The sequence below is a fragment of the Vogesella sp. XCS3 genome, assembly GCF_020616155.1.
GTDB lineage: Bacteria > Pseudomonadota > Gammaproteobacteria > Burkholderiales > Chromobacteriaceae > Vogesella.
This window is the reverse complement of the sequence record NZ_CP085530.1, coordinates 3,367,057-3,384,638: the sequence shown is the minus strand read 5'-3', so window position 1 is coordinate 3,384,638 and position 17,582 is coordinate 3,367,057. Positions and strand designations below refer to the sequence as shown.

General features: G+C 56.8%; 14 protein-coding genes. All 14 read right to left on the bottom strand.

The window, feature by feature from the left end; all coding sequences use genetic code 11:
• Window positions 1-101: 101 nt before the first annotated feature.
• On the bottom strand, window positions 102-1,355 hold the full coding sequence (locus tag LCH97_RS16120; RefSeq protein ID WP_081600539.1) for an NnrS family protein: 1,254 nt from the start codon (window positions 1,353-1,355) through the stop codon (window positions 102-104).
• Window positions 1,356-1,358: 3 nt separating this feature from the next.
• Complete coding sequence (locus LCH97_RS16115) at window positions 1,359-1,682, bottom strand: DUF2249 domain-containing protein (RefSeq protein WP_017507104.1); 324 nt, start codon at window positions 1,680-1,682, stop codon at window positions 1,359-1,361.
• 79 nt (window positions 1,683-1,761) lie between these two features.
• Window positions 1,762-2,253, bottom strand: a complete 492-nt coding sequence (gene moaC, locus LCH97_RS16110) for a cyclic pyranopterin monophosphate synthase MoaC (protein ID WP_017507103.1) — start codon at window positions 2,251-2,253, stop codon at window positions 1,762-1,764.
• Entirely contained in the window at window positions 2,250-3,527 is a 1,278-nt protein-coding gene (gene glp, locus LCH97_RS16105; RefSeq protein ID WP_227302554.1) for a gephyrin-like molybdotransferase Glp, read from the bottom strand. The genes moaC and glp overlap by 4 nt, the downstream gene beginning before the upstream one ends.
• 14 nt (window positions 3,528-3,541) lie before the next feature.
• A complete protein-coding gene (narI, locus tag LCH97_RS16100; RefSeq protein WP_017507101.1) occupies window positions 3,542-4,228 on the bottom strand; it encodes a respiratory nitrate reductase subunit gamma in 687 nt (228 codons plus the stop codon).
• Window positions 4,229-4,276: 48 nt separating this feature from the next.
• Window positions 4,277-4,933 carry a nitrate reductase molybdenum cofactor assembly chaperone gene (narJ, locus tag LCH97_RS16095; RefSeq protein WP_227302553.1) on the bottom strand — a complete coding sequence of 219 codons (657 nt, stop codon included), beginning with the start codon at window positions 4,931-4,933 and terminating at the stop codon, window positions 4,277-4,279.
• Window positions 4,930-6,486: a nitrate reductase subunit beta gene (gene narH / locus LCH97_RS16090; RefSeq protein ID WP_017507099.1), complete on the bottom strand. Its 1,557-nt coding sequence runs from the start codon at window positions 6,484-6,486 to the stop codon at window positions 4,930-4,932. Before narH ends, narJ begins: the two co-directional genes overlap by 4 nt.
• A gap of 72 nt (window positions 6,487-6,558) precedes the next feature.
• Entirely contained in the window at window positions 6,559-10,245 is a 3,687-nt protein-coding gene (locus LCH97_RS16085; protein WP_017507098.1) for a nitrate reductase subunit alpha, read from the bottom strand.
• A 298-nt stretch (window positions 10,246-10,543) separates the two neighbouring features.
• Window positions 10,544-11,926 carry a NarK family nitrate/nitrite MFS transporter gene (locus LCH97_RS16080; protein WP_017507097.1) on the bottom strand — a complete coding sequence of 461 codons (1,383 nt, stop codon included), beginning with the start codon at window positions 11,924-11,926 and terminating at the stop codon, window positions 10,544-10,546.
• A 66-nt stretch (window positions 11,927-11,992) separates the two neighbouring features.
• The gene (locus LCH97_RS16075) at window positions 11,993-13,249 is read right to left on the bottom strand and encodes a nitrate/nitrite transporter (protein WP_026107642.1); all 1,257 of its coding nucleotides are present in this window, start codon (window positions 13,247-13,249) and stop codon (window positions 11,993-11,995) included.
• A gap of 307 nt (window positions 13,250-13,556) precedes the next feature.
• On the bottom strand, window positions 13,557-14,015 hold the full coding sequence (locus LCH97_RS16070; RefSeq protein ID WP_227302552.1) for a molybdenum cofactor biosynthesis protein MoaE: 459 nt from the start codon (window positions 14,013-14,015) through the stop codon (window positions 13,557-13,559).
• Between the two features lies 1 nt (window position 14,016).
• Window positions 14,017-14,271 (bottom strand): MoaD/ThiS family protein, encoded by a 255-nt coding sequence (locus LCH97_RS16065; RefSeq protein WP_017507094.1) that lies wholly within the window; start codon window positions 14,269-14,271, stop codon window positions 14,017-14,019.
• Window positions 14,268-14,768: a molybdopterin-guanine dinucleotide biosynthesis protein B gene (mobB, locus tag LCH97_RS16060; RefSeq protein ID WP_038296597.1), complete on the bottom strand. Its 501-nt coding sequence runs from the start codon at window positions 14,766-14,768 to the stop codon at window positions 14,268-14,270. The genes LCH97_RS16065 and mobB overlap by 4 nt, the downstream gene beginning before the upstream one ends.
• Window positions 14,769-15,304: 536 nt before the next feature.
• Complete coding sequence (locus LCH97_RS16055) at window positions 15,305-17,287, bottom strand: methyl-accepting chemotaxis protein (protein WP_227302551.1); 1,983 nt, start codon at window positions 17,285-17,287, stop codon at window positions 15,305-15,307.
• Window positions 17,288-17,582 lie beyond the last annotated feature (295 nt).

Genomic DNA, 17,582 nt, shown 5'->3' with positions numbered 1-17,582 from the left:
GGCAAGAATTACAATATTCTTGTCTGTTTGTAGTGTCTCTTAAGTATTAAAAAAGCCACGCGCTTAACGCGTGGCTTTTTTGTGATAAGAGTACACAGGACTCAGTCAACCTTACCATCCAACCGCGGCTGAAGGTACATGGGAATCACACGTACCGCCCAGACAAACAACACCGCCAACCAAGCAAGTGACGCAAATGCAAGCCAACCGGCGTGGTTACCAACTATCGCCAGAAAGACACGCCATAGAGCGATAAGGTACAACAGTACGTAAAGAACCACAAAGCCGCGGTCAGCCTGTAGTGGGCGACCACTGTGGCCAAGACTGACTCGCGTGACAAACGCCATCAGCATGGTACCCGCAAAACCCAGCCCCAATGCATGCACTGGCGCAGACCCCACCGGCTGACCTAGTGCAGAAGCGGCTTGCAGCAACAGCGCAGGTACCAACCAAACGAAACTGAAATGCAACATGGCCAGCAGGCGGTTCTGCAAGCTGACGCGCAGGCCCCAGCGAGCACTAGTGTAGGCCAGGCTACCAGCCATTAGCATAGCAAGTACCGCCTCCAACTTATGCAATCCGGCCAAGTTAGCCACCGCCAGCAATACGCAGCAGGCCAGCCAGCAGTGCAACAAATGCGCAGGCCGCCACGATTGATGAGTGGGTAAGACCGCCTGTGTGAAAAACGGTAGCATGCGATGCGAAACCGTCAGGAATACCGGCAGTAAAAAGCACCAAAACAAGCCCTGCCGAGCTGCTGCCCACCAGATGTCGTTGCCGCTGATCACCCAGCAGCAAGCGAACAGCATAGCACCTAACCCGCCAAGCATAGCCAGCAGTATGGCAACTCCATGAAGCCGATCAGTTATTTGGCTGCGATGGCAGATTGCCGCCCAGCGCCAGCAGCTACCAGCCCATTGGGCCACAATCAGCAGCAGCCCTGGCAACGGCCAGACACCGCCCAGCATGAAACCGAGCAGCGCTAGCCAGATACCCACGAGGGCTAGCAGCGCCTGCGACAGATTTCCCCGCTTGGGCGTGCCATCGGCTACGCTCAGCCAACGCGGACCAGCGGTAAACACAAAACCCTGCATGAACAGAGGAAACACAGCCAGTGGTGTCAACAGCCCGTGCACCGGAACAGCCGCGTAGGCCTGTTGAGGTGCCAGTAGCCAGGTCAGCGCCCACCAGAGGCCTTGGCTGAGTACAGCCAGCACGCCCGCCAGAAAGAACGCTCGGTGAGGTACGCTATCAAGACGGGTACGTAAACTCAGCGGCGGTGCTGATGGCACCGCTTGCGGGCTGAGCCTGATGCGCCCAGAGGCAGCAGGCTGCACATTCAGGGTTGGCCGCATGTTTTAGCCCCCGCTACAACCGCAGCCACCACCCCCACCACCACAACTGCCGACTGGCGGCGGCGTGGCGTCATCCTGGTCCGAACCGGCCGGGAAGACCGAGAAATCGAATACCACTTCACCAGGCTGCTGCGAAACAGCCACGATCTGCACCTGATCCTGGTAGCGCTGACGAATTTGCTGCAGCAGTGGCACAGGCTCGTGATCGTTGACGAAGCGCATAATTTCACCGCGATTCAGTTGCTCCAGCGCACCAAATATGGCGGCATGACGAAAGCGCTTGGCGACGCCACGTGCGTCGAATAAATGTACGGTTAGGTCTTGCATATTTGCTATCCACAGGGTTGAACTTGCTTAGCATGTTACGGGGAGCAGAGTCATACTTCCTTGAGACAGGATAAGGATTTCAGCTCGGCAAGGCGGTCTCGGCTTGCCAGTGCCCGCTGTGTCCCCCTTGCTTTTCCAACAGTCGTATGCCACCGATCCGCATACCTCGATCGATAGCTTTCAGCATGTCGTACACCGTGAGCAAGCCGGCCATCACCGCGGTCAGCGCTTCCATTTCCACACCGGTGCGGCCAACAGTCTCAGCCGTCACCACCAAACTCAGACGGCACGCCGTATCGTTATAGCGAAAGGTGACAGCAACATGAGTCAACGCCAGCGGATGACAAAGGGGAACAAGGTCAGCCGTACGCTTACTGCCCTGAATAGCCGCTAGGCGGGCGATGCCCAGCACATCGCCCTTCTTACTGTTGCCGGCCTGCAGTACAGCGTATGTGTCGGCATGCATGTCGATATGACCGCAGGCCACCGCCGTGCGGCGGGTTTCTGCCTTATGGCCAACATCCACCATATGGGCTTGGCCGCTAGCATCGAAATGAGTAAGATTGCTCATACGCCTGCACCCCAGCCGTATACTGGCAGTAAGGTACCTGGCTCTACCACTTGCCCAGGCTGCAGCCGCGCTAGCCCGTCTGACCATACGCAGGACGACAGCACTGCCGAGCCCTGTTGTGGGTAGGCATGCAACACGTGGCTGGTGCCATCTGGCACCACGCGTACCCGCAAGAATTCCTCCCGCCGCGGGTCTGGCCTTGGCCAGCGAAAGCTGGCTGGCAACCAACCCTGCGGCTGCCAGCGAGGTAGCACCTCGCCTTGACGGGCACGCAGAAAGTCTCTCACAAGCACGATAAAGCCCACCCAGGCAGCCACTGGATTACCGGGCAAACCGATAAAGTCAGCCTGCCCTACGCGCCCAAATGCCAGCGGCTTGCCCGGCTTGATCGCGACTCGCCACTGCTGTAGCTCGCCTTCGGCGCAAACCGCCGCCTTGACGTGATCTTCCTCGCCAACCGATACACCGCCACAGGTCATTACCACATCGGCAGCCTGGCCAGCATCGCGCAACAGTTGCCGCGTGTCGGCCAGTCGATCCGGCACAATACCCAAATCCAGCACCTCACAACCCAACGCCCGCAGGGCAGGCACCAGCCAGTAGCGATTAGCGTTATAGATGTGAACAGGCAAAGCAGGTCTCCCCGGTTCTTGCAGTTCGTCACCAGTAAAAAACACAGCCACACGCAACTGCGTGTAGACCGGCAATGAGGCCACGCCCACAGATGCGGCCAAACCCAGATGAGCCGGTTTAAGGCGTAGACCACCGGCCAGTACGCTGCTGCCGTCGGTGATATCCTCGCCACGGCGGCGGATATTCAGCCCGGACCTCACCACGTCGTCAAACATCACACGTCCATCGGGTAGCGTGCTGGTGTGCTCCTGCATCACCACGGCATCGGCACCTTCGGGCAGCATTGCGCCAGTAAAAATGCGTGCCACACTAGCTGGCAATAATGGTGAAGGCAGACTGCCGGCGGGCAGACGCTGGCTAACCTCGAAAGCCACGCCTGGTTTTAGTTCGCTGCTTCGCACGGCGTAGCCATCCATAGCACTATTATCGTGCGGGGGCACATCCAAACGTGCCACTAAAGGCCGGGCTAGCACTCGATGAGCAATATCCAAAAGGGGTAGGGTTTCGCTCTGGGCCGGCGCACGGGCGCAAGCCAACAGCGCATCGCGGGTGGCATCCACGCTTTGCATACTTGTCTTTCTTGTGAAGTCATTAAAAACGACGCCGGCACAAGCCGGCGTCGTTAGCGCTGCAACCAGCAAAAGCCGGTGCTGGTTTAGCGGCGAGGACGCACCAGCTGCCAGCTGCGACCCAGGTAGCCAACGGCACCAAAGCCGCTCCAAACGTGCACGAGACGGGTAAACGGGAAAATCACGAACAAGCTCATTCCCATGAACAGATGGGCCTTGAACACTGGCGAGGCGTCAGCGATGAAACTGGCCGCATCACCACGGAAGGTCACCACGTGTTGCGCCCAGGTCATCAACAGCACCATTTCGTGACCGTCCATGTGCTGGGCGGAGACGGCGATGGTGGACAGGCCCAGTAGCAGCGTGGCCAGAATCCACAGCAGTACCAACTTGTCGCGCCAGGTGGTGTTGGCAGCCAGGCGATCGTTACCCAAACGGCGTGCCAGTAGAATAAGCACACCAATCAGGCACAACGTACCCATAATGCCGCCAGCAGTCATGGCAAAAGCTTGCTTGAAACTGTGAGTCACACCCAGTGCATCCCATACCGCTACTGGGGTCAGCAGGCCCACTGCATGGCCGAAGAACAGACCAATGATGCCGACGTGGAACAGGATGTTGCCCAGGCGCAAGCTGCCACGGTGCAGTAGCTGGCTGGATTCGCTTTTCCAGCTGTACTGTTCGCGTTCGAAGCGCACCAAGCTACCCAGCAGGAAGATCGCCAGCGCGATATACGGGTAGATCCCGAAAACGAATTGATGCAGATAGTCCATTGTTTTCTCCTTGCTGTGGCCAACCTTAACGACTGGCCACATGCGTGGTTAACGGGTAGCAGCGTGGCCCTTAGGATAAAAGTTGACTGTGGCCACAGACGGCATAGCTGGCTTCAGTAGAGGCTCCACACCGTCGACTCCGGGGCCGAAGGTTTCCAGAGCCTCGTCCATGTCGCGGACCGGCGGTACCGTCAACGGCTCGGGGACCACTGGCGACAACCACACCAGCGCATCCAGCACCCCGGCGTAAGCCGAGCCGCTATCTGCCAGTTTCTTGGACACGTGGGCCAGCACATGTACGGCATCACCCAGTAAACGAGCGGCTTCGTCAGCCTCGCACAGCGAAATGAACTCAAGGAATAGCGGCACATAATCAGGCAGCTCATCAGCTACTGGCTCAAAGCCATGCCGACGATACTCATCAATTAAGTCCACCATGGCTTGGCCACGGGCACGATCTTCGCCATGAATGTGCTCGAACAGGTGCAGCGAATGACTGGGGTTGCGGTCGAATAGCTGTACATAGTCTTGCTGCAACTCTATCAAGTCCCCTTCTGATAACCTTGTCAGTAACGGCTGGACACCACGTAATACATCCGGCTCCACGGCAAGTGTGTTGGCCAATTCTGGAATAGCTGCTTGTAATTCAGCCTCCGGGTACACCAGTAATGTGCTCAGTGCACGGTAAACAATGCTTGGTGTCATGACTTACTCCCGGTGTTGGCTTTGCGATCGCGCCGCATATCGTGGAACACAATAGGCGTGGCCTTCTTCTTGCCAAATAAGCTAGATTCAGATGATCCGCCAGAGCAGCCGTTACCAAAGGTGAAGCCGCAGCTGGCCTTGTCATCAAAGGTGTTTTCCACCATTTCCTTATGGCTGGACGGGATAACGAAGCGGTCTTCGTAGTTGGCGATGGCCATCACCTGGTACATTTCTTCGACTTGAAGAGGTTTTAGGTGCGTGCCTTTCAACGTGGTCTCATCCACTTGCTTATGGATACTCTTGGCGCGCATGTAGCGGCGCATGGCGACCATGGTCTCCAGCGCTCTCACCACCGGCTCTTCCTTGCCGGCAGTCAGCAAATTGGCCAGATAACGAATCGGGATACGCAGGTCTTTCACGTCTGGGATGATGCCGTTTTCGCCGATCAAACCGTTTTCCATAGCACTCTGGATGGGAGATAGCGGCGGGATATACCACACCATCGGCAGCGTGCGGTATTCCGGATGCAGTGGAAATGCCACTTTCCATTCCATGGCCATCTTGTACACCGGTGACTTTTGCGCTGCGGTGAGCCAGGCTTCCGGAATGCCCTGCTTGCGAGCCTCTTCCTGCACGGTGCTGGAGTGCGGGTCCAGGAACACACCCAGTTGCGCCTCGTACAGGCTCTTCGGGTCTTCCACACTGGCGGCGGCTTCGATCTTGTCTGCGTCGTACAGCAGCACACCCAGGTAGCGAATGCGGCCAACGCAGGTTTCCGAACACACAGTAGGCTGGCCGGCCTCAATGCGCGGGTAGCAGAAGATGCACTTCTCGGCCTTACCGGTGGTCCAGTTGTAGTAAATTTTCTTGTACGGGCAGCCAGACACACACATGCGCCAACCACGGCACTTGTCCTGGTCGATCAGTACAATACCATCGTCTTCACGTTTGTAGATGGAGCCAGACGGGCAGCTGGCCACGCAGGCCGGGTTCAGGCAGTGCTCGCACAGGCGCGGCAGGTACATCATGAAAGTGTTCTCGAAGGCCGAGTACATTTCCTTCTGGATGCCCTCGAACAAGGCGTCCTTGCTGCGCTTGCTGAATTCACCACCCAGGTCGTCTTCCCAGTTCGGGCCCCATTCGATTTTGTCCATCTTCTTGCCAGTCAGCACCGATACCGGACGGGCGGTAGGCGGCGTGATCATTTCCGGCGCGTTCTGCAGGTGCTCGTAGTCGTAGGTAAACGGCTCGTAATACTCGTCGATAGCCGGTAAGTTGGGGTTAGCAAAAATATTGGCCAGAATCTTCAGCCGGCCGCCCTGACGCGGCTCCAGCTTGCCATTAGCTTTGCGTACCCAGCCGCCCTGCCACTTATCCTGGTTTTCCCAGTCCTTGGGATAGCCGATGCCGGGCTTGGTTTCCACGTTGTTGAACCAGGCGTACTCGATACCGTCGCGGCTGGTCCACACGTTTTTGCAGGTTACCGAACAGGTATGGCAACCGATGCACTTGTCGAGGTTGAGCACCATACCGATTTGGGCACGGATTTTCATGTGAAAAACTCCTTGTCTTGTGACGCTAGCAGGCTGCGGCCTGCTAGCGTCACGTATCCAGTCTGAGACGGCTTACTCGGCCAGTGGACGATCCATCCAGTCCACGTTCTTCATCTTGCGTATCACCACGAACTCGTCGCGGTTTGCGCCCACGGTGCCGTAGTAGTTAAAGCCCCAGGCCAGCTGTGCGTAGCCGCCGATCATGTGCGTGGGCTTGGTTACTGTTCGTGTCACCGAGTTGTGGATGCCACCGCGCTTACCGCTGATTTCGGCACCAGGCACGTTCACGATCTTTTCCTGGGCGTGGTACATCAGGCTCATGCCTTCTGGCACGCGCTGCGATACCACGGCGCGGGCAGTGAGCGTGCCGTTTACGTTGAATACCTCGATCCAGTCGTTGTCCACGATGCCGGCCTTCTTGGCGTCAATCTCGGAGATCCACACGTGTGGGCCGCCACGGCTTAGGGTGAGCATGCGCAGGTTGTCGGAGTAAGTACTGTGGATACCCCACTTCTGGTGCGGCGTAATCCAGTTCAGTACGATTTCGCTGTTGCCATTGGGCTTCTTGCCCAAGATGGCAGCCGTGGTTTTCAGGTCCACGTGCGGGCGGTACACGCACAGGCCTTCGCCGAAGGCGCGCATCCACTGGTGATCCTGATAGAACTGCTGGCGGCCGGTGAGCGTGCGCCATGGGATCAGTTCATGTACGTTGGTGTAGCCAGCGTTGTAGCTCACCTCCTCGCTTTCCAGACCGGACCAGGTTGGCGAACTGATGATCTTGCGCGGCTGGGCCTGTACGTCACGGAAGCGGATGCTGTCGTGCTCGCGCGGCAAGGCCAGGTGAGTGTGATCACGGCCGGTTACCTTGGACAGCGCATCCCAGGCTTTTACCGCCACGTGGCCATTGGTTTCCGGAGCCAGTGTCAGGATCATCTCGGCAGCGTCGATAGCGCTATCCAGACGCGGCTGGCCGTCGGCCACCCCGCCCTGCACCGTCTTGTTGAGGCCGCGCAATACATCTACTTCGTGCGCAGTTTTCCAACCGATACCCTTGCCGCCGTTACCCACTTTTTCCAGCAAGGGGCCAATAGCGGTAAACTTGTCATAAATCTTGCGATAGTCGCGCTCAACCACCGTCATTTTGGGCATGGTTTTGCCAGGCACTGGTTCGCACTCGCCTTTTTTCCAGTCGCGCGGGTCGAACGGCTGGCCTAGCTCTTCTGGCGTATCGTGCATTAGCGGGGTCAGTACCAGATCCTTACGGGTACCCAGGTAGTCACCACCAACGTTAGTGAGCGCCTTGGCAAAACCCTTGTAGATCTCCCAGTCGCTGCGAGCTTGCCACAACGGCTGCACGGCCTCGGACAGCGGGTGGATGAAGGGATGCATGTCGGAAGTGTTCAGGTCATCCTTCTCATACCACGTAGCCGTCGGTAGCACGATGTCGCCATACAGGCAAGTGGTGGACATGCGGAAGTCCAGCACAACCAACAGGTCGAGTTTACCTTCGGCTGCCGGTCGCACGTTGATTTCGGTAGGCTTGATGCAGCCTTCCTCGCCATTCATTACCGCGTTTTGAGTACCCAGCAGGTATTTGAGGAAATACTCGTGGCCCTTGCCAGAGCTACCCAGGATGTTGGAACGCCACACGAACATGTTACGCGGGAAGTTTTTCGGGTTGTCCGGGTCGTTACAGCTCATATCCAACTTGCCAGATTTCAGCTGCGACACGGCGTAGGCCACCGGGTCTTGCCCTGCGGCTTCAGCGTCGCGCACCACGTCAAGCGGGTTGGTGGTGAGCTGTGGTGCAGACGGCAGCCAGCCCATGCGCTCGGCCTTGGCGTTGTAGTCGATCAGCGCCATATTGCCCATTTTGCCATCGGCAGTAGGAGCCAAGATTTCACCAACACCCAGTTTCTCGTGACGCCACTGGCTGGTATGGGCATAGAAGAAGCTAGTGCCATTCATCTGGCGCGATGGGCGTACCCAGTCAGAGGCAAAAGCCAGCGGTGCCCATCCTGTCTGCGGGCGCAACTTCTCCTGACCCACATAGTGGCACCAGCCACCACCACTCTGACCGATACAACCACACATCATCAGCATGTTGATGATGCCGCGGTAGGTCATATCCATGTGATACCAATGGTTCAGCGCGGCGCCGACGATTACCATCGAGCGGCCATGTGTCTCGTCGGCATTACGAGCAAATTCCCGAGCCACCTGGATCACCATCTCTGGTTTTACGCCGGTATGCTTTTGCTGCCAAGCCGGGGTGTAGGGCACGTCGTCCATATAGTCGCGCGCCACGTTGCCGCCGCCCAGACCACGGTCGATACCGTAGTTGGCCGCCATCAAGTCGAACACAGTGGCCACCAGCGCGTCGCTACCGTCGGCCAGACGAACCCGTTTTACCGGGACGTTACGCTCCAACAGCTCGTCATGCTCGCTGCCGAAGTATGGGAAGCCCACACCCACCACGGCGTCACGCTGGTCGATCAGAGACAGGCGGGCCTTGATGTCGCGGCCATTGCCGGCACCGTCTTTTTCTTCCAGATTCCACTTGCCGCTTTGGCCCCAACGGAAGCCCACCGAACCATTGGGCGCTACCAGCTCGCCGCTAAGCTCGTCCAGCACCAGGGTTTTCCATTCGGGGTTGTTGTCCTGGCCCAGGTTGTCCACCAGGTTGGATGCACGCAGGAAGTAGTCCGGCACATAGCGACCATCCTGAGCTTTCAGCGTCACCAGCATCGGCATGTCGGTGTACTGGCGTATGTAGCCGGTAAAGTAGTCGGATGGCTTATCGAGGTGAAATTCTTTGAAGATAACGTGGCCCATAGCCATGGCCAATGCCGCGTCGGTACCCTGCTTCGGTGCGAGCCAAATATCGCCAAACTTAGCCATTTCGCCAAAGTCGGACGAGACGGCCACCGTTTTGGTGCCCTTGTAGCGCACTTCGGTATAAAAGTGGGCATCCGGGGTACGCGTCATCGGAATGTTGGAGCCCCACACCATCAGGTAGTTACTGTTATACCAATCTGCCGATTCGGCTACGTCAGTCTGTTCGCCCCAAATTTGCGGGCTGGCTGGCGGCAAGTCGCAGTACCAGTCATAAAACGATAGCGGCACCCCCCCGATCAGGCTTAGGTAACGGCTGCCAGCGGCATAGCTCACCATCGACATCGCTGGAATGGGTGAAAAGCCTACAACGCGGTCAGGACCATAGTTTTTGATGGTGAACGCGTTTGCTGCCGCAATTATTTCGTTTACTTCGTCCCAGCTAGCACGAACAAAGCCACCCTGGCCACGTTTACTCTTATATTCATTGGCAGTTTCAGGATTCTGGCTAATGAGCTGCCAGGCATCAATAGCACCCATCTTCTGCCTGGCCTCTCGCCACATCCTCATCAGACGGCCACGTACCATGGGGTACTTCACACGCTGTGCCGAGTAAACATACCAGCTGTACGACGCACCACGCGGACAGCCGCGCGGCTCGTGGTTAGGTAGATCCGGCCGCGTGCGCGGGTAGTCTGTCTGCTGGGTTTCCCAGGTAATCAGCCCGTTCTTCACGTAAACCTTCCAGCTGCAAGAGCCGGTACAGTTTACGCCATGGGTGGAGCGCACAATTTTGTCGTGCTGCCAGCGCTGCCGGTAACCGTCTTCCCACTTACGATCTTCGTTTACTACTGCGCCGTGGCCATCAGCAAAGGTGGACCTTACCTTGCCAAGAAAATTTAGTCTGTCGAGAAAGTGGCTCATTTTGCCTCCGTGTGTTTGCCGCCGCTGCGGCCTGCTTAGGTTGGCCGCAAGCGGTATGCGGATACCCCGATTCACGCTACCAAGCTTAGGCGCCGGCTAGCTCGCCTCCCATTCCCCACTGGTGGCAAACTGCAGCGGCAGAGGGAGGAGTCCTCCTACTCCCAAAGGCTTAGCCACCAACGCTATCTCCATCCGTACATTCACCGTCCGGCTTAGCGAACAGCGCATAAAAAAACGCGCCCCGTAGGGCGCGTGAAAAGAAGCAGCGCGTCGCACCGCTTGGAGAAAACGATTTAGCTCAACACGGAATTTCCGCGCCTTTGCGGGCATAGAACCACCAGTTCACCAGCATGCAGGTCACATAAAAAGCGATGAAAGCATACAGCGCGGCTTCTACCCCCCCCGTCAGGGCAATCGACGTGCCGTAACTTTTGGGAATGAAGAAACCACCGTAGGCACCGATGGCACCGGAAAAGCCCAGCACCGCAGCCGCCTCCTTAGTTGCATCGGCCACTGCCTGCTTTTGTGCTGATTCGCTACGACCTGCCATACGTTTGTGTAGTGTCAGAAAGATGGCTGGCACTTGCATAAAGGTGGAACCATTACCAATACCCGTCAGCGCAAACAGACAAAGGAACATCGCAAAGAAACCCTGGAAATTACCACCCTGGCCAGCGTGAGGGAGGAAACCGATTACAGCAAATACAGCCGCGATCATCAGTAGAAATACCACCTGAGTCACGCGAGCGCCGCCGATCTTGTCGGCCAACCAGCCGCCAATCGGACGTGCCAACGCCCCCACCAGCGGGCCGAAGAACACGTATTTGGTGGGGTCGATATCGGGGAACTGGCCTTTGACTAGCAACGGGAAGCCCGCCGAGAAACCGATAAAGGAACCAAAAGTACCGATATACAGCCAGCACATCAGCCAGTTGTGCTTGCGCTTGAAGATCACCGCCTGATCGGCAAACGACGCTTTGGCCGAGGCAAGGTCATTCATGCCGAACCAGGCCGCCAGCGTGGACAGCACAATGAACGGCACCCACACGAAGCCGGCGTTCTGCAACCACATCTGCTTGCTGGCCGCACCTTTTACCCAGGTTTGCGGCTCGCCGCCAAAGCTGCCGAACAGGCCCATGGTGATGACGATAGGCACCACGAACTGCACCACCGATACGCCCAGGTTACCTAGGCCGGCGTTCAGACCCAGCGCGGTGCCTTTTTCGGCTTTGGGGAAAAAGAAGCTGATGTTGGACATCGACGAGCTGAAGTTGCCGCCGCCAAAACCACACAGCAGCGCCAGGATCAGCATGGTGACGTAGCTGGTGGAGGTGTCCTGCACTGCAAAGCCGATACCGATGGCCGGGATCAGCAGGCTGGCGGTGGAGATAGCCGTCCACTTGCGACCACCGAAGATCGGCACCATGAAGCTGTAGAAAATGCGCAGCGTGGCGCCGGACAGCGCCGGCAGCGCGGCCAGCCAGAACAGCTGGTTTTGCGTGTAGTTGAAGCCGATATTGGGCATGTTCAGTACCGCCACACTCCACACTTGCCAGATGATGAAGGCCAGTGTCAGCGCGGGGATAGACAGCCATAGGTTGCGGCGTGCCACCGGCTTACCTTGTTGTTGCCAGAAGGCCGGGTTTTCCGGCTCCCAGCGGTGAAGGACGTGTTCAGACATGATTCGCTCCCTTGTCGGGGCGGCCCCTGCCGCCCCGGTTTGTTAACCGAGAAAACAGGTGCCTTGCTAGTTGTTAGCCGCAGGTTTGAGCACGGCCTGTCGAGCCTGAGCTACCGGTTTGAACGAGAAGTGCATCCAAACCAGGCTGACGCAAACAGTACCGTACAACAGCATGAACGAGCTAGAACGTACACCAGTCAGGTCCACCAGCAGACCAAACAGGATGGGCAGCAGAAAGCCACCCAGGCCGCCGGCCAAACCAACTACGCCAGAGACGGCACCGATATTGTCGGGAAACTCGTCCGCGATGAACTTGAACACCGACGCCTTGCCGATAGCCATGGCGACGCCTACACCAAACAGCAGCAGCGTGAACCAAGTAGCACTCAAACCAATCTCGAAGCCCTGGGGGCCTTTAACAGTCTGAATGACAAAGTGAGTTTGCGGATAAGACAAGATAAAGAAAGCAACCCAGCACGCCCACATCACGCCCCAAGTCACTTTGTAAGCACCATACTTGTCTGATAACCACCCCCCCAGCGCACGCAAAACGCCACCAGGCAAGGAGAAGCAGGCGGCAAGAAAAGCTGCATGCTTGATATCGAAGCCATATTCGGCCACGTAGTATTTCGTCATCCACAACGCCAGTGCCACATAGCCGCCAAACACCACGGAGTAGTACTGGCAATAGCGTAACACTGCTGGGTTTTTCATTAGTGCCAACTGCTGGCTCAAACTAGCCTTACTGGACACAACATGCTTTGGATCGTGGTAAGAGAAAACCCAAAATAGAATGGCAGTCACCAACATAATTACGGCGTACACGGTAGGCACCATCTGCCAGCCAGCAGCAGCAATGATGCCAGGTGCGACCAGCTTGGTAAGCGAAGAGCCCGCATTACCTGCACCGAAAACACCCATAGCCATGCCTTGCTGTTCCTTCCGGAACCAGCGCGCTACATAAGGCGTACCTACTGAAAACGAACCCCCAGCCAAACCGACAAATAGACCGATGGTGAGAAAGTGCCAGTACGCAGTGGCAAACTGCATAATGTAAATGGGTACAACACTGGCCAGCATTAGCACAAACAGCACGATGCGACCGCCAAAGCGGTCCGTCCAGATGCCCAGCGGCACGCGGATCAACGAGCCTGATAGCACCGGTGTGGCCGCCAAAATACCGAATTGGGTTTCACTCAAGCCCAATTGCTGCTTGATCGGAATGCCCAGTACAGCAAACATCATCCAGATCATGAAACAGACAGTGAACGCCACAGTGCTACTAGCCAGCACCGCGTATTGCTTATAAGCCGGGGATGCCATGACACATTACCTGTACGAAAGAGTCAGAGGCATGCTATGCCCCGTCAACGTGTACGGGTATTGGCCGGAGGAGTAAGAACAACCCTGCCGATGACGTAGCCAGACAAGCAGGTGGGGAGTCCAGAACTAAGCCGGAATAACTAGAGGTAATTTGCGCAGTAGTTTTTACAAAAGCACAGGCGACATCAGCCACGCTTCCAGGTAACAAATCCTGAAGTAGATGACAAGGTTGGCCACAACGATAGGGGCCAAGCAAAACAGACAGCAAGACACCACGCAGCGGCGTACCGGAAGCAGAATCTACAGATCAGGCCCAGCGTGCAGCGGCATCATCATCGCTGGCCTTGGCGTCCACCCAGCGCAGACTGCCGTCGGCAAAGTGTTCGCGCTTCCAGAACGGTGCTTCGGTTTTCAGGTAGTCCATCAGGAAGGCCGCGCCGGCGAACGCCGCCGCGCGGTGGCCGGACGCCACCAGCACCAGCACGATGCCCTCGCCCGGCGCCAGGCTGCCCACGCGGTGAATGACCCGCACCGCCGTCAGCGGCCAACGTGCGGCGGCGTCCTCGGCGATGCGGCAGATTTCGGCTTCGGTCACACCCGGGTAGTGCTCCAGGAACAGTGCCGTCAGCGGGATGGCGGCGTCGTGACCGCGCACCATGCCTTGGAACGCCACCAGCGCGCCGGCATCGCCAGCTTGCGCACGCAGCATCGCTTCTTCGGCGCCCAGGTCAAACAGCGCGGTCTGTATGGTGATATCGCAATGCATGTCAGCCCCCCGTTACCGGCGGCAGAATGCCGACTTCGGCACCGACGGGGATGTCGGCGTCACCGCGCACGATCTGTTGGTTGACGACCAGGCGGAACACCTGGCCCTCAGCCAGCGCGCCGGCCCACGCCTCACCACGACTGCGCAGTTGCGCCAGCAACTGGCTGGTGCTACCACCAGCCCAGTCCAGGTTTTCGTCGGCACGACCGACGGCGTCTTTGAGGCGACCAAAGTACAGGATGCGGATGCTACTCATGCTTGTTGCTCCCACCAGCGCAGCACAAAGGCGGCAATGGCATCGATATCGTTGAGGTCGAGTTGTGGCACTGCCAGTGCCGGCAAGGTAGCGTCGCTAGCTACCGCCAGAATGTCTGGATCGTCCGGTTGCAGCAAGGGCTTACCCAGCGCCGAGCGGTGTACCTCCAGCTTAGGCACCGCTAGCCACTTCTGCCCTTCCAAAATCACCAGGTCTACCGGGTGCAGCCGTGCCAGTTGTGCTGCCAAGTCTAAGGGCGCTGACAGGTTTTCATAGACGGCTAGGCCGCGTTCACCCAGCAGCATTACCTGTGCCGCACCGGCTGCTCGGTGGCGGTAGCTATCCTTGCCTGGGGTGTCGAAATCCACCGCATGGTGGCTGTGCTTAACCACGGACACGCGCAAACCGGTTGCGGTCAAGCAGGGCAACAACTGCTCCAGCAGCGTGGTCTTGCCACTTCCAGACCAACCCGCCAACACAAGAAGTGGTGTAGCCATATCACACATCTGCACGCTAAATGACCTAATCTGCTATTTCAGAGTCAGCAGCACTACGCAACAGCCAGACTAAATATCTTCGCGACGTATCGTTCTGCTAACTCCGGATTGATCTACATTACGACAGCAACACTGACTCGCCGCTGCGTACCCCTTGAGCCCGGAAAGAATATCAGGAAGTACATTCAACACCTCTGACCTAGAGTGCGTAGACCAGCTAGATCTTTAGACCTAAATGGGCGTATCCGGCACTCCCTGAGTAGTTAAAGCTAGACAGGCCAGATCTAACCAGCGCAGCTGCCTGCATAAATGAGATACCTAGTGTCTTGGTACAAGCTTGCTTGATCTGAGAACATCAAGCCACTACCCGCCACACCCAATCTCTTTGTCATGAAAAATCATCAGCACACGCCAGAGACGACTACCAAACACCATATCTAACGATAAGATAGACCCAATCGGCAAACAGCACGATCCTATATAAAAGCAAAAGCGCACTACGAACAGTGCGCTTTTGCTCATTTAATAGCTAGGAACTAGCTGGATGTATGCTTAAAGCGGTCAACGTAACCAACCAGGGTAGAGGCAGTCTGCTTGAGCTGACTGGCCAGTTGGGCTGCCTCATCCACAATGGCCGCATTGTCTTCTGCTAGTGATGCAATCCTGCTGACATTGACAGCTACCTCATTACTGGCAGCCGACTGCTGCTGCATCGCGGCCGCGGTGTCCTGGCTCTTACTTGCGCTAAGGTCAGCCTCTTGGTGAATACGCCCCAATTCGTCTAGACTAGACTGCACCAGCTGCAGCCCTTCACTCATCTGACTATGTGCTTGCTGCATTCGACTGGATGCATCATTCGTACTGGCTGTCATCGTTTCTATCAAACTGGCAATTTCCACGGTTTCCTTACCAGTGCGCTCCGCTAGCTTGCGCACCTCATCAGCCACCACGGCAAAACCACGTCCCATCTCCCCGGCTCGTGCAGCCTCGATAGCAGCATTTAATGCCAGCAGGTTGGTCTGATCAGCAATCTCGCGTATGGCGGTAATAATGCGCCGGATATTTTGCGACTTCTCGGCCAAATCCTGTATGACCTGCCCCGCTCCCTCCACACTGCTAGCAGTCTGCGTCATCGCTGCGGCAGTCGCTTGCATACGGTGACGGCCAACATTGACGCCCTCTTGCATTTGCTGCACGACTTGTAAGTTATCCCGCGTATTGTCACTAACAGAAGCAATACCAACGGTCATTTGTTCAACAGCAGCAGCGATACCCGACGAAGAGGTACTTTGCGCCTCGGCAGCATTCGCTGCGCGAGCAGAGACCGCCTGCAAGGCATCAGAAGCTTTTACAAGCTGGTGAGCATTGAGCTTCACATCTTTAAGAGTTTCACCAAAAGCACTCACCAGCCGGTCGAATGCCTGGCCCATGCCGGCGATTTCATCACTCCCCTCCAGCTTGGCACGCACAGCCAGATCAAGATTGTGACTCATCTCCTGCATCAGGCCGGACAGCCTCACAATCGGGTAACGGATACTGCGATATACCGCACCACCACCAAAAATCAACAGCACCAGCAACACCACGGAACAGGCCAGAGTTAAGATCAGGCTGCGACTAGCATCGTCCTGATGCTGCTCTACGGTATTACTCAACCTTAACAGTAAATCGTCCTGTGCTTTTTTCAGTTGAACGATCTGTGCAGTAGCCGCAGTAAACCATAACTCAGGGTCTATTGAGGCGGCAGTGCCCGGCGCCGTTGCGTGCAAAGTCTGGCGTAGGGTTTCCAGCGCTGCATCAGCATCAGACTGCAAATATGGCTGCATGGCTTCTCGAACATGCGCTGGCGACAGCAGCAGCAGTTGGCTGGCGCACATATCTTGACGCGCTTGCAACGCTGTCGCTTGCGCGAGTCCAACCAAAGAAACCGGCCCACCCGATAGCAAGCCATTCACAAAGCCACGCTCACGCCCTGCGTACTCCTTTACGCACAACAGGTTAGATAAGCTAGTACTGTAGCGAATCACATCACCAGCATCCGTAGCACGACCGAGACTCGCCAATAAGGCAACTTGGGCATCAATTTGCTGACTGTAAGCTGCAAAAGCTTCTGTCGCAGGTAGCCCGCGGCTGTCTACTGCCCCGCGCTTGGCTAGCAGGTTCTGCACATCAGTCACCACCCGCTGACTACTCCCTGCCAGCTCACCAGCAGATAGAGTGCTGACTACGCCTGCCAGGCTGGAAAGAGACTGATCGGTTTTCTGTCTGGCTTCTTTTAGCTTGTCCGGCAACGGACCCTGACCACTCAGGTAGCCATTACTTAATCCTCGCTCGGTCTGCAAGCCATCAATCAGGTTGGCGCTTTGCGTTGCAACGGCAACCAGCTCTTGCGCGCTACGCATTTCAGTGAACACCTCGTAGCGCTGCAGTGACAACGTCAAACCTAATACACACGCCGCGCCACCGAAAGGCAACACAAGCAACAGCAATTTATGGCCAATTCCTAGTTTGGAAAGCATGGAAGGCTCCTGAGAGGTGAATACATAGTAAAGCCGGATGGATTGAGCAGCGAAATTAATTATTTATAATTATTTTATATTAAAAATGGCAAAAAACAGACCAAGTGCGTCAGGCTAGCCCTGTTCCAATCTCCCTCTTCCAACGTCTCAGCACACAACTATCCACCTAAGCCGTGGGCCATAGATGGGACAAGCAAATACTCTGCATGAGGTCATGACAAAAGCTGTTCTGGCATATGGCATGCCAGAGCATTCTCATTGCAAGAAATCGGTTGCGTTTAACACGTAACGCTAG

Coding starts and splice junctions, on each gene's coding strand:
- moaC (WP_017507103.1), bottom strand. CDS start 2,253: ATGAGCAATCTTACTCATTTCGATGCTAGCGGCCAAGCCCATATGGTG.
- mobB (WP_038296597.1), bottom strand. CDS start 14,768: ATGGCTACACCACTTCTTGTGTTGGCGGGTTGGTCTGGAAGTGGCAAG.
- narH (WP_017507099.1), bottom strand. CDS start 6,486: ATGAAAATCCGTGCCCAAATCGGTATGGTGCTCAACCTCGACAAGTGC.
- LCH97_RS16120 (WP_081600539.1), bottom strand. CDS start 1,355: ATGCGGCCAACCCTGAATGTGCAGCCTGCTGCCTCTGGGCGCATCAGG.
- LCH97_RS16065 (WP_017507094.1), bottom strand. CDS start 14,271: ATGAGTAGCATCCGCATCCTGTACTTTGGTCGCCTCAAAGACGCCGTC.
- LCH97_RS16075 (WP_026107642.1), bottom strand. CDS start 13,249: ATGGCATCCCCGGCTTATAAGCAATACGCGGTGCTGGCTAGTAGCACT.
- narI (WP_017507101.1), bottom strand. CDS start 4,228: ATGGACTATCTGCATCAATTCGTTTTCGGGATCTACCCGTATATCGCG.
- LCH97_RS16080 (WP_017507097.1), bottom strand. CDS start 11,926: ATGTCTGAACACGTCCTTCACCGCTGGGAGCCGGAAAACCCGGCCTTC.
- LCH97_RS16115 (WP_017507104.1), bottom strand. CDS start 1,682: ATGCAAGACCTAACCGTACATTTATTCGACGCACGTGGCGTCGCCAAG.
- LCH97_RS16085 (WP_017507098.1), bottom strand. CDS start 10,245: ATGAGCCACTTTCTCGACAGACTAAATTTTCTTGGCAAGGTAAGGTCC.
- LCH97_RS16055 (WP_227302551.1), bottom strand. CDS start 17,287: ATGCTTTCCAAACTAGGAATTGGCCATAAATTGCTGTTGCTTGTGTTG.
- LCH97_RS16070 (WP_227302552.1), bottom strand. CDS start 14,015: ATGCATTGCGATATCACCATACAGACCGCGCTGTTTGACCTGGGCGCC.
- narJ (WP_227302553.1), bottom strand. CDS start 4,933: ATGACACCAAGCATTGTTTACCGTGCACTGAGCACATTACTGGTGTAC.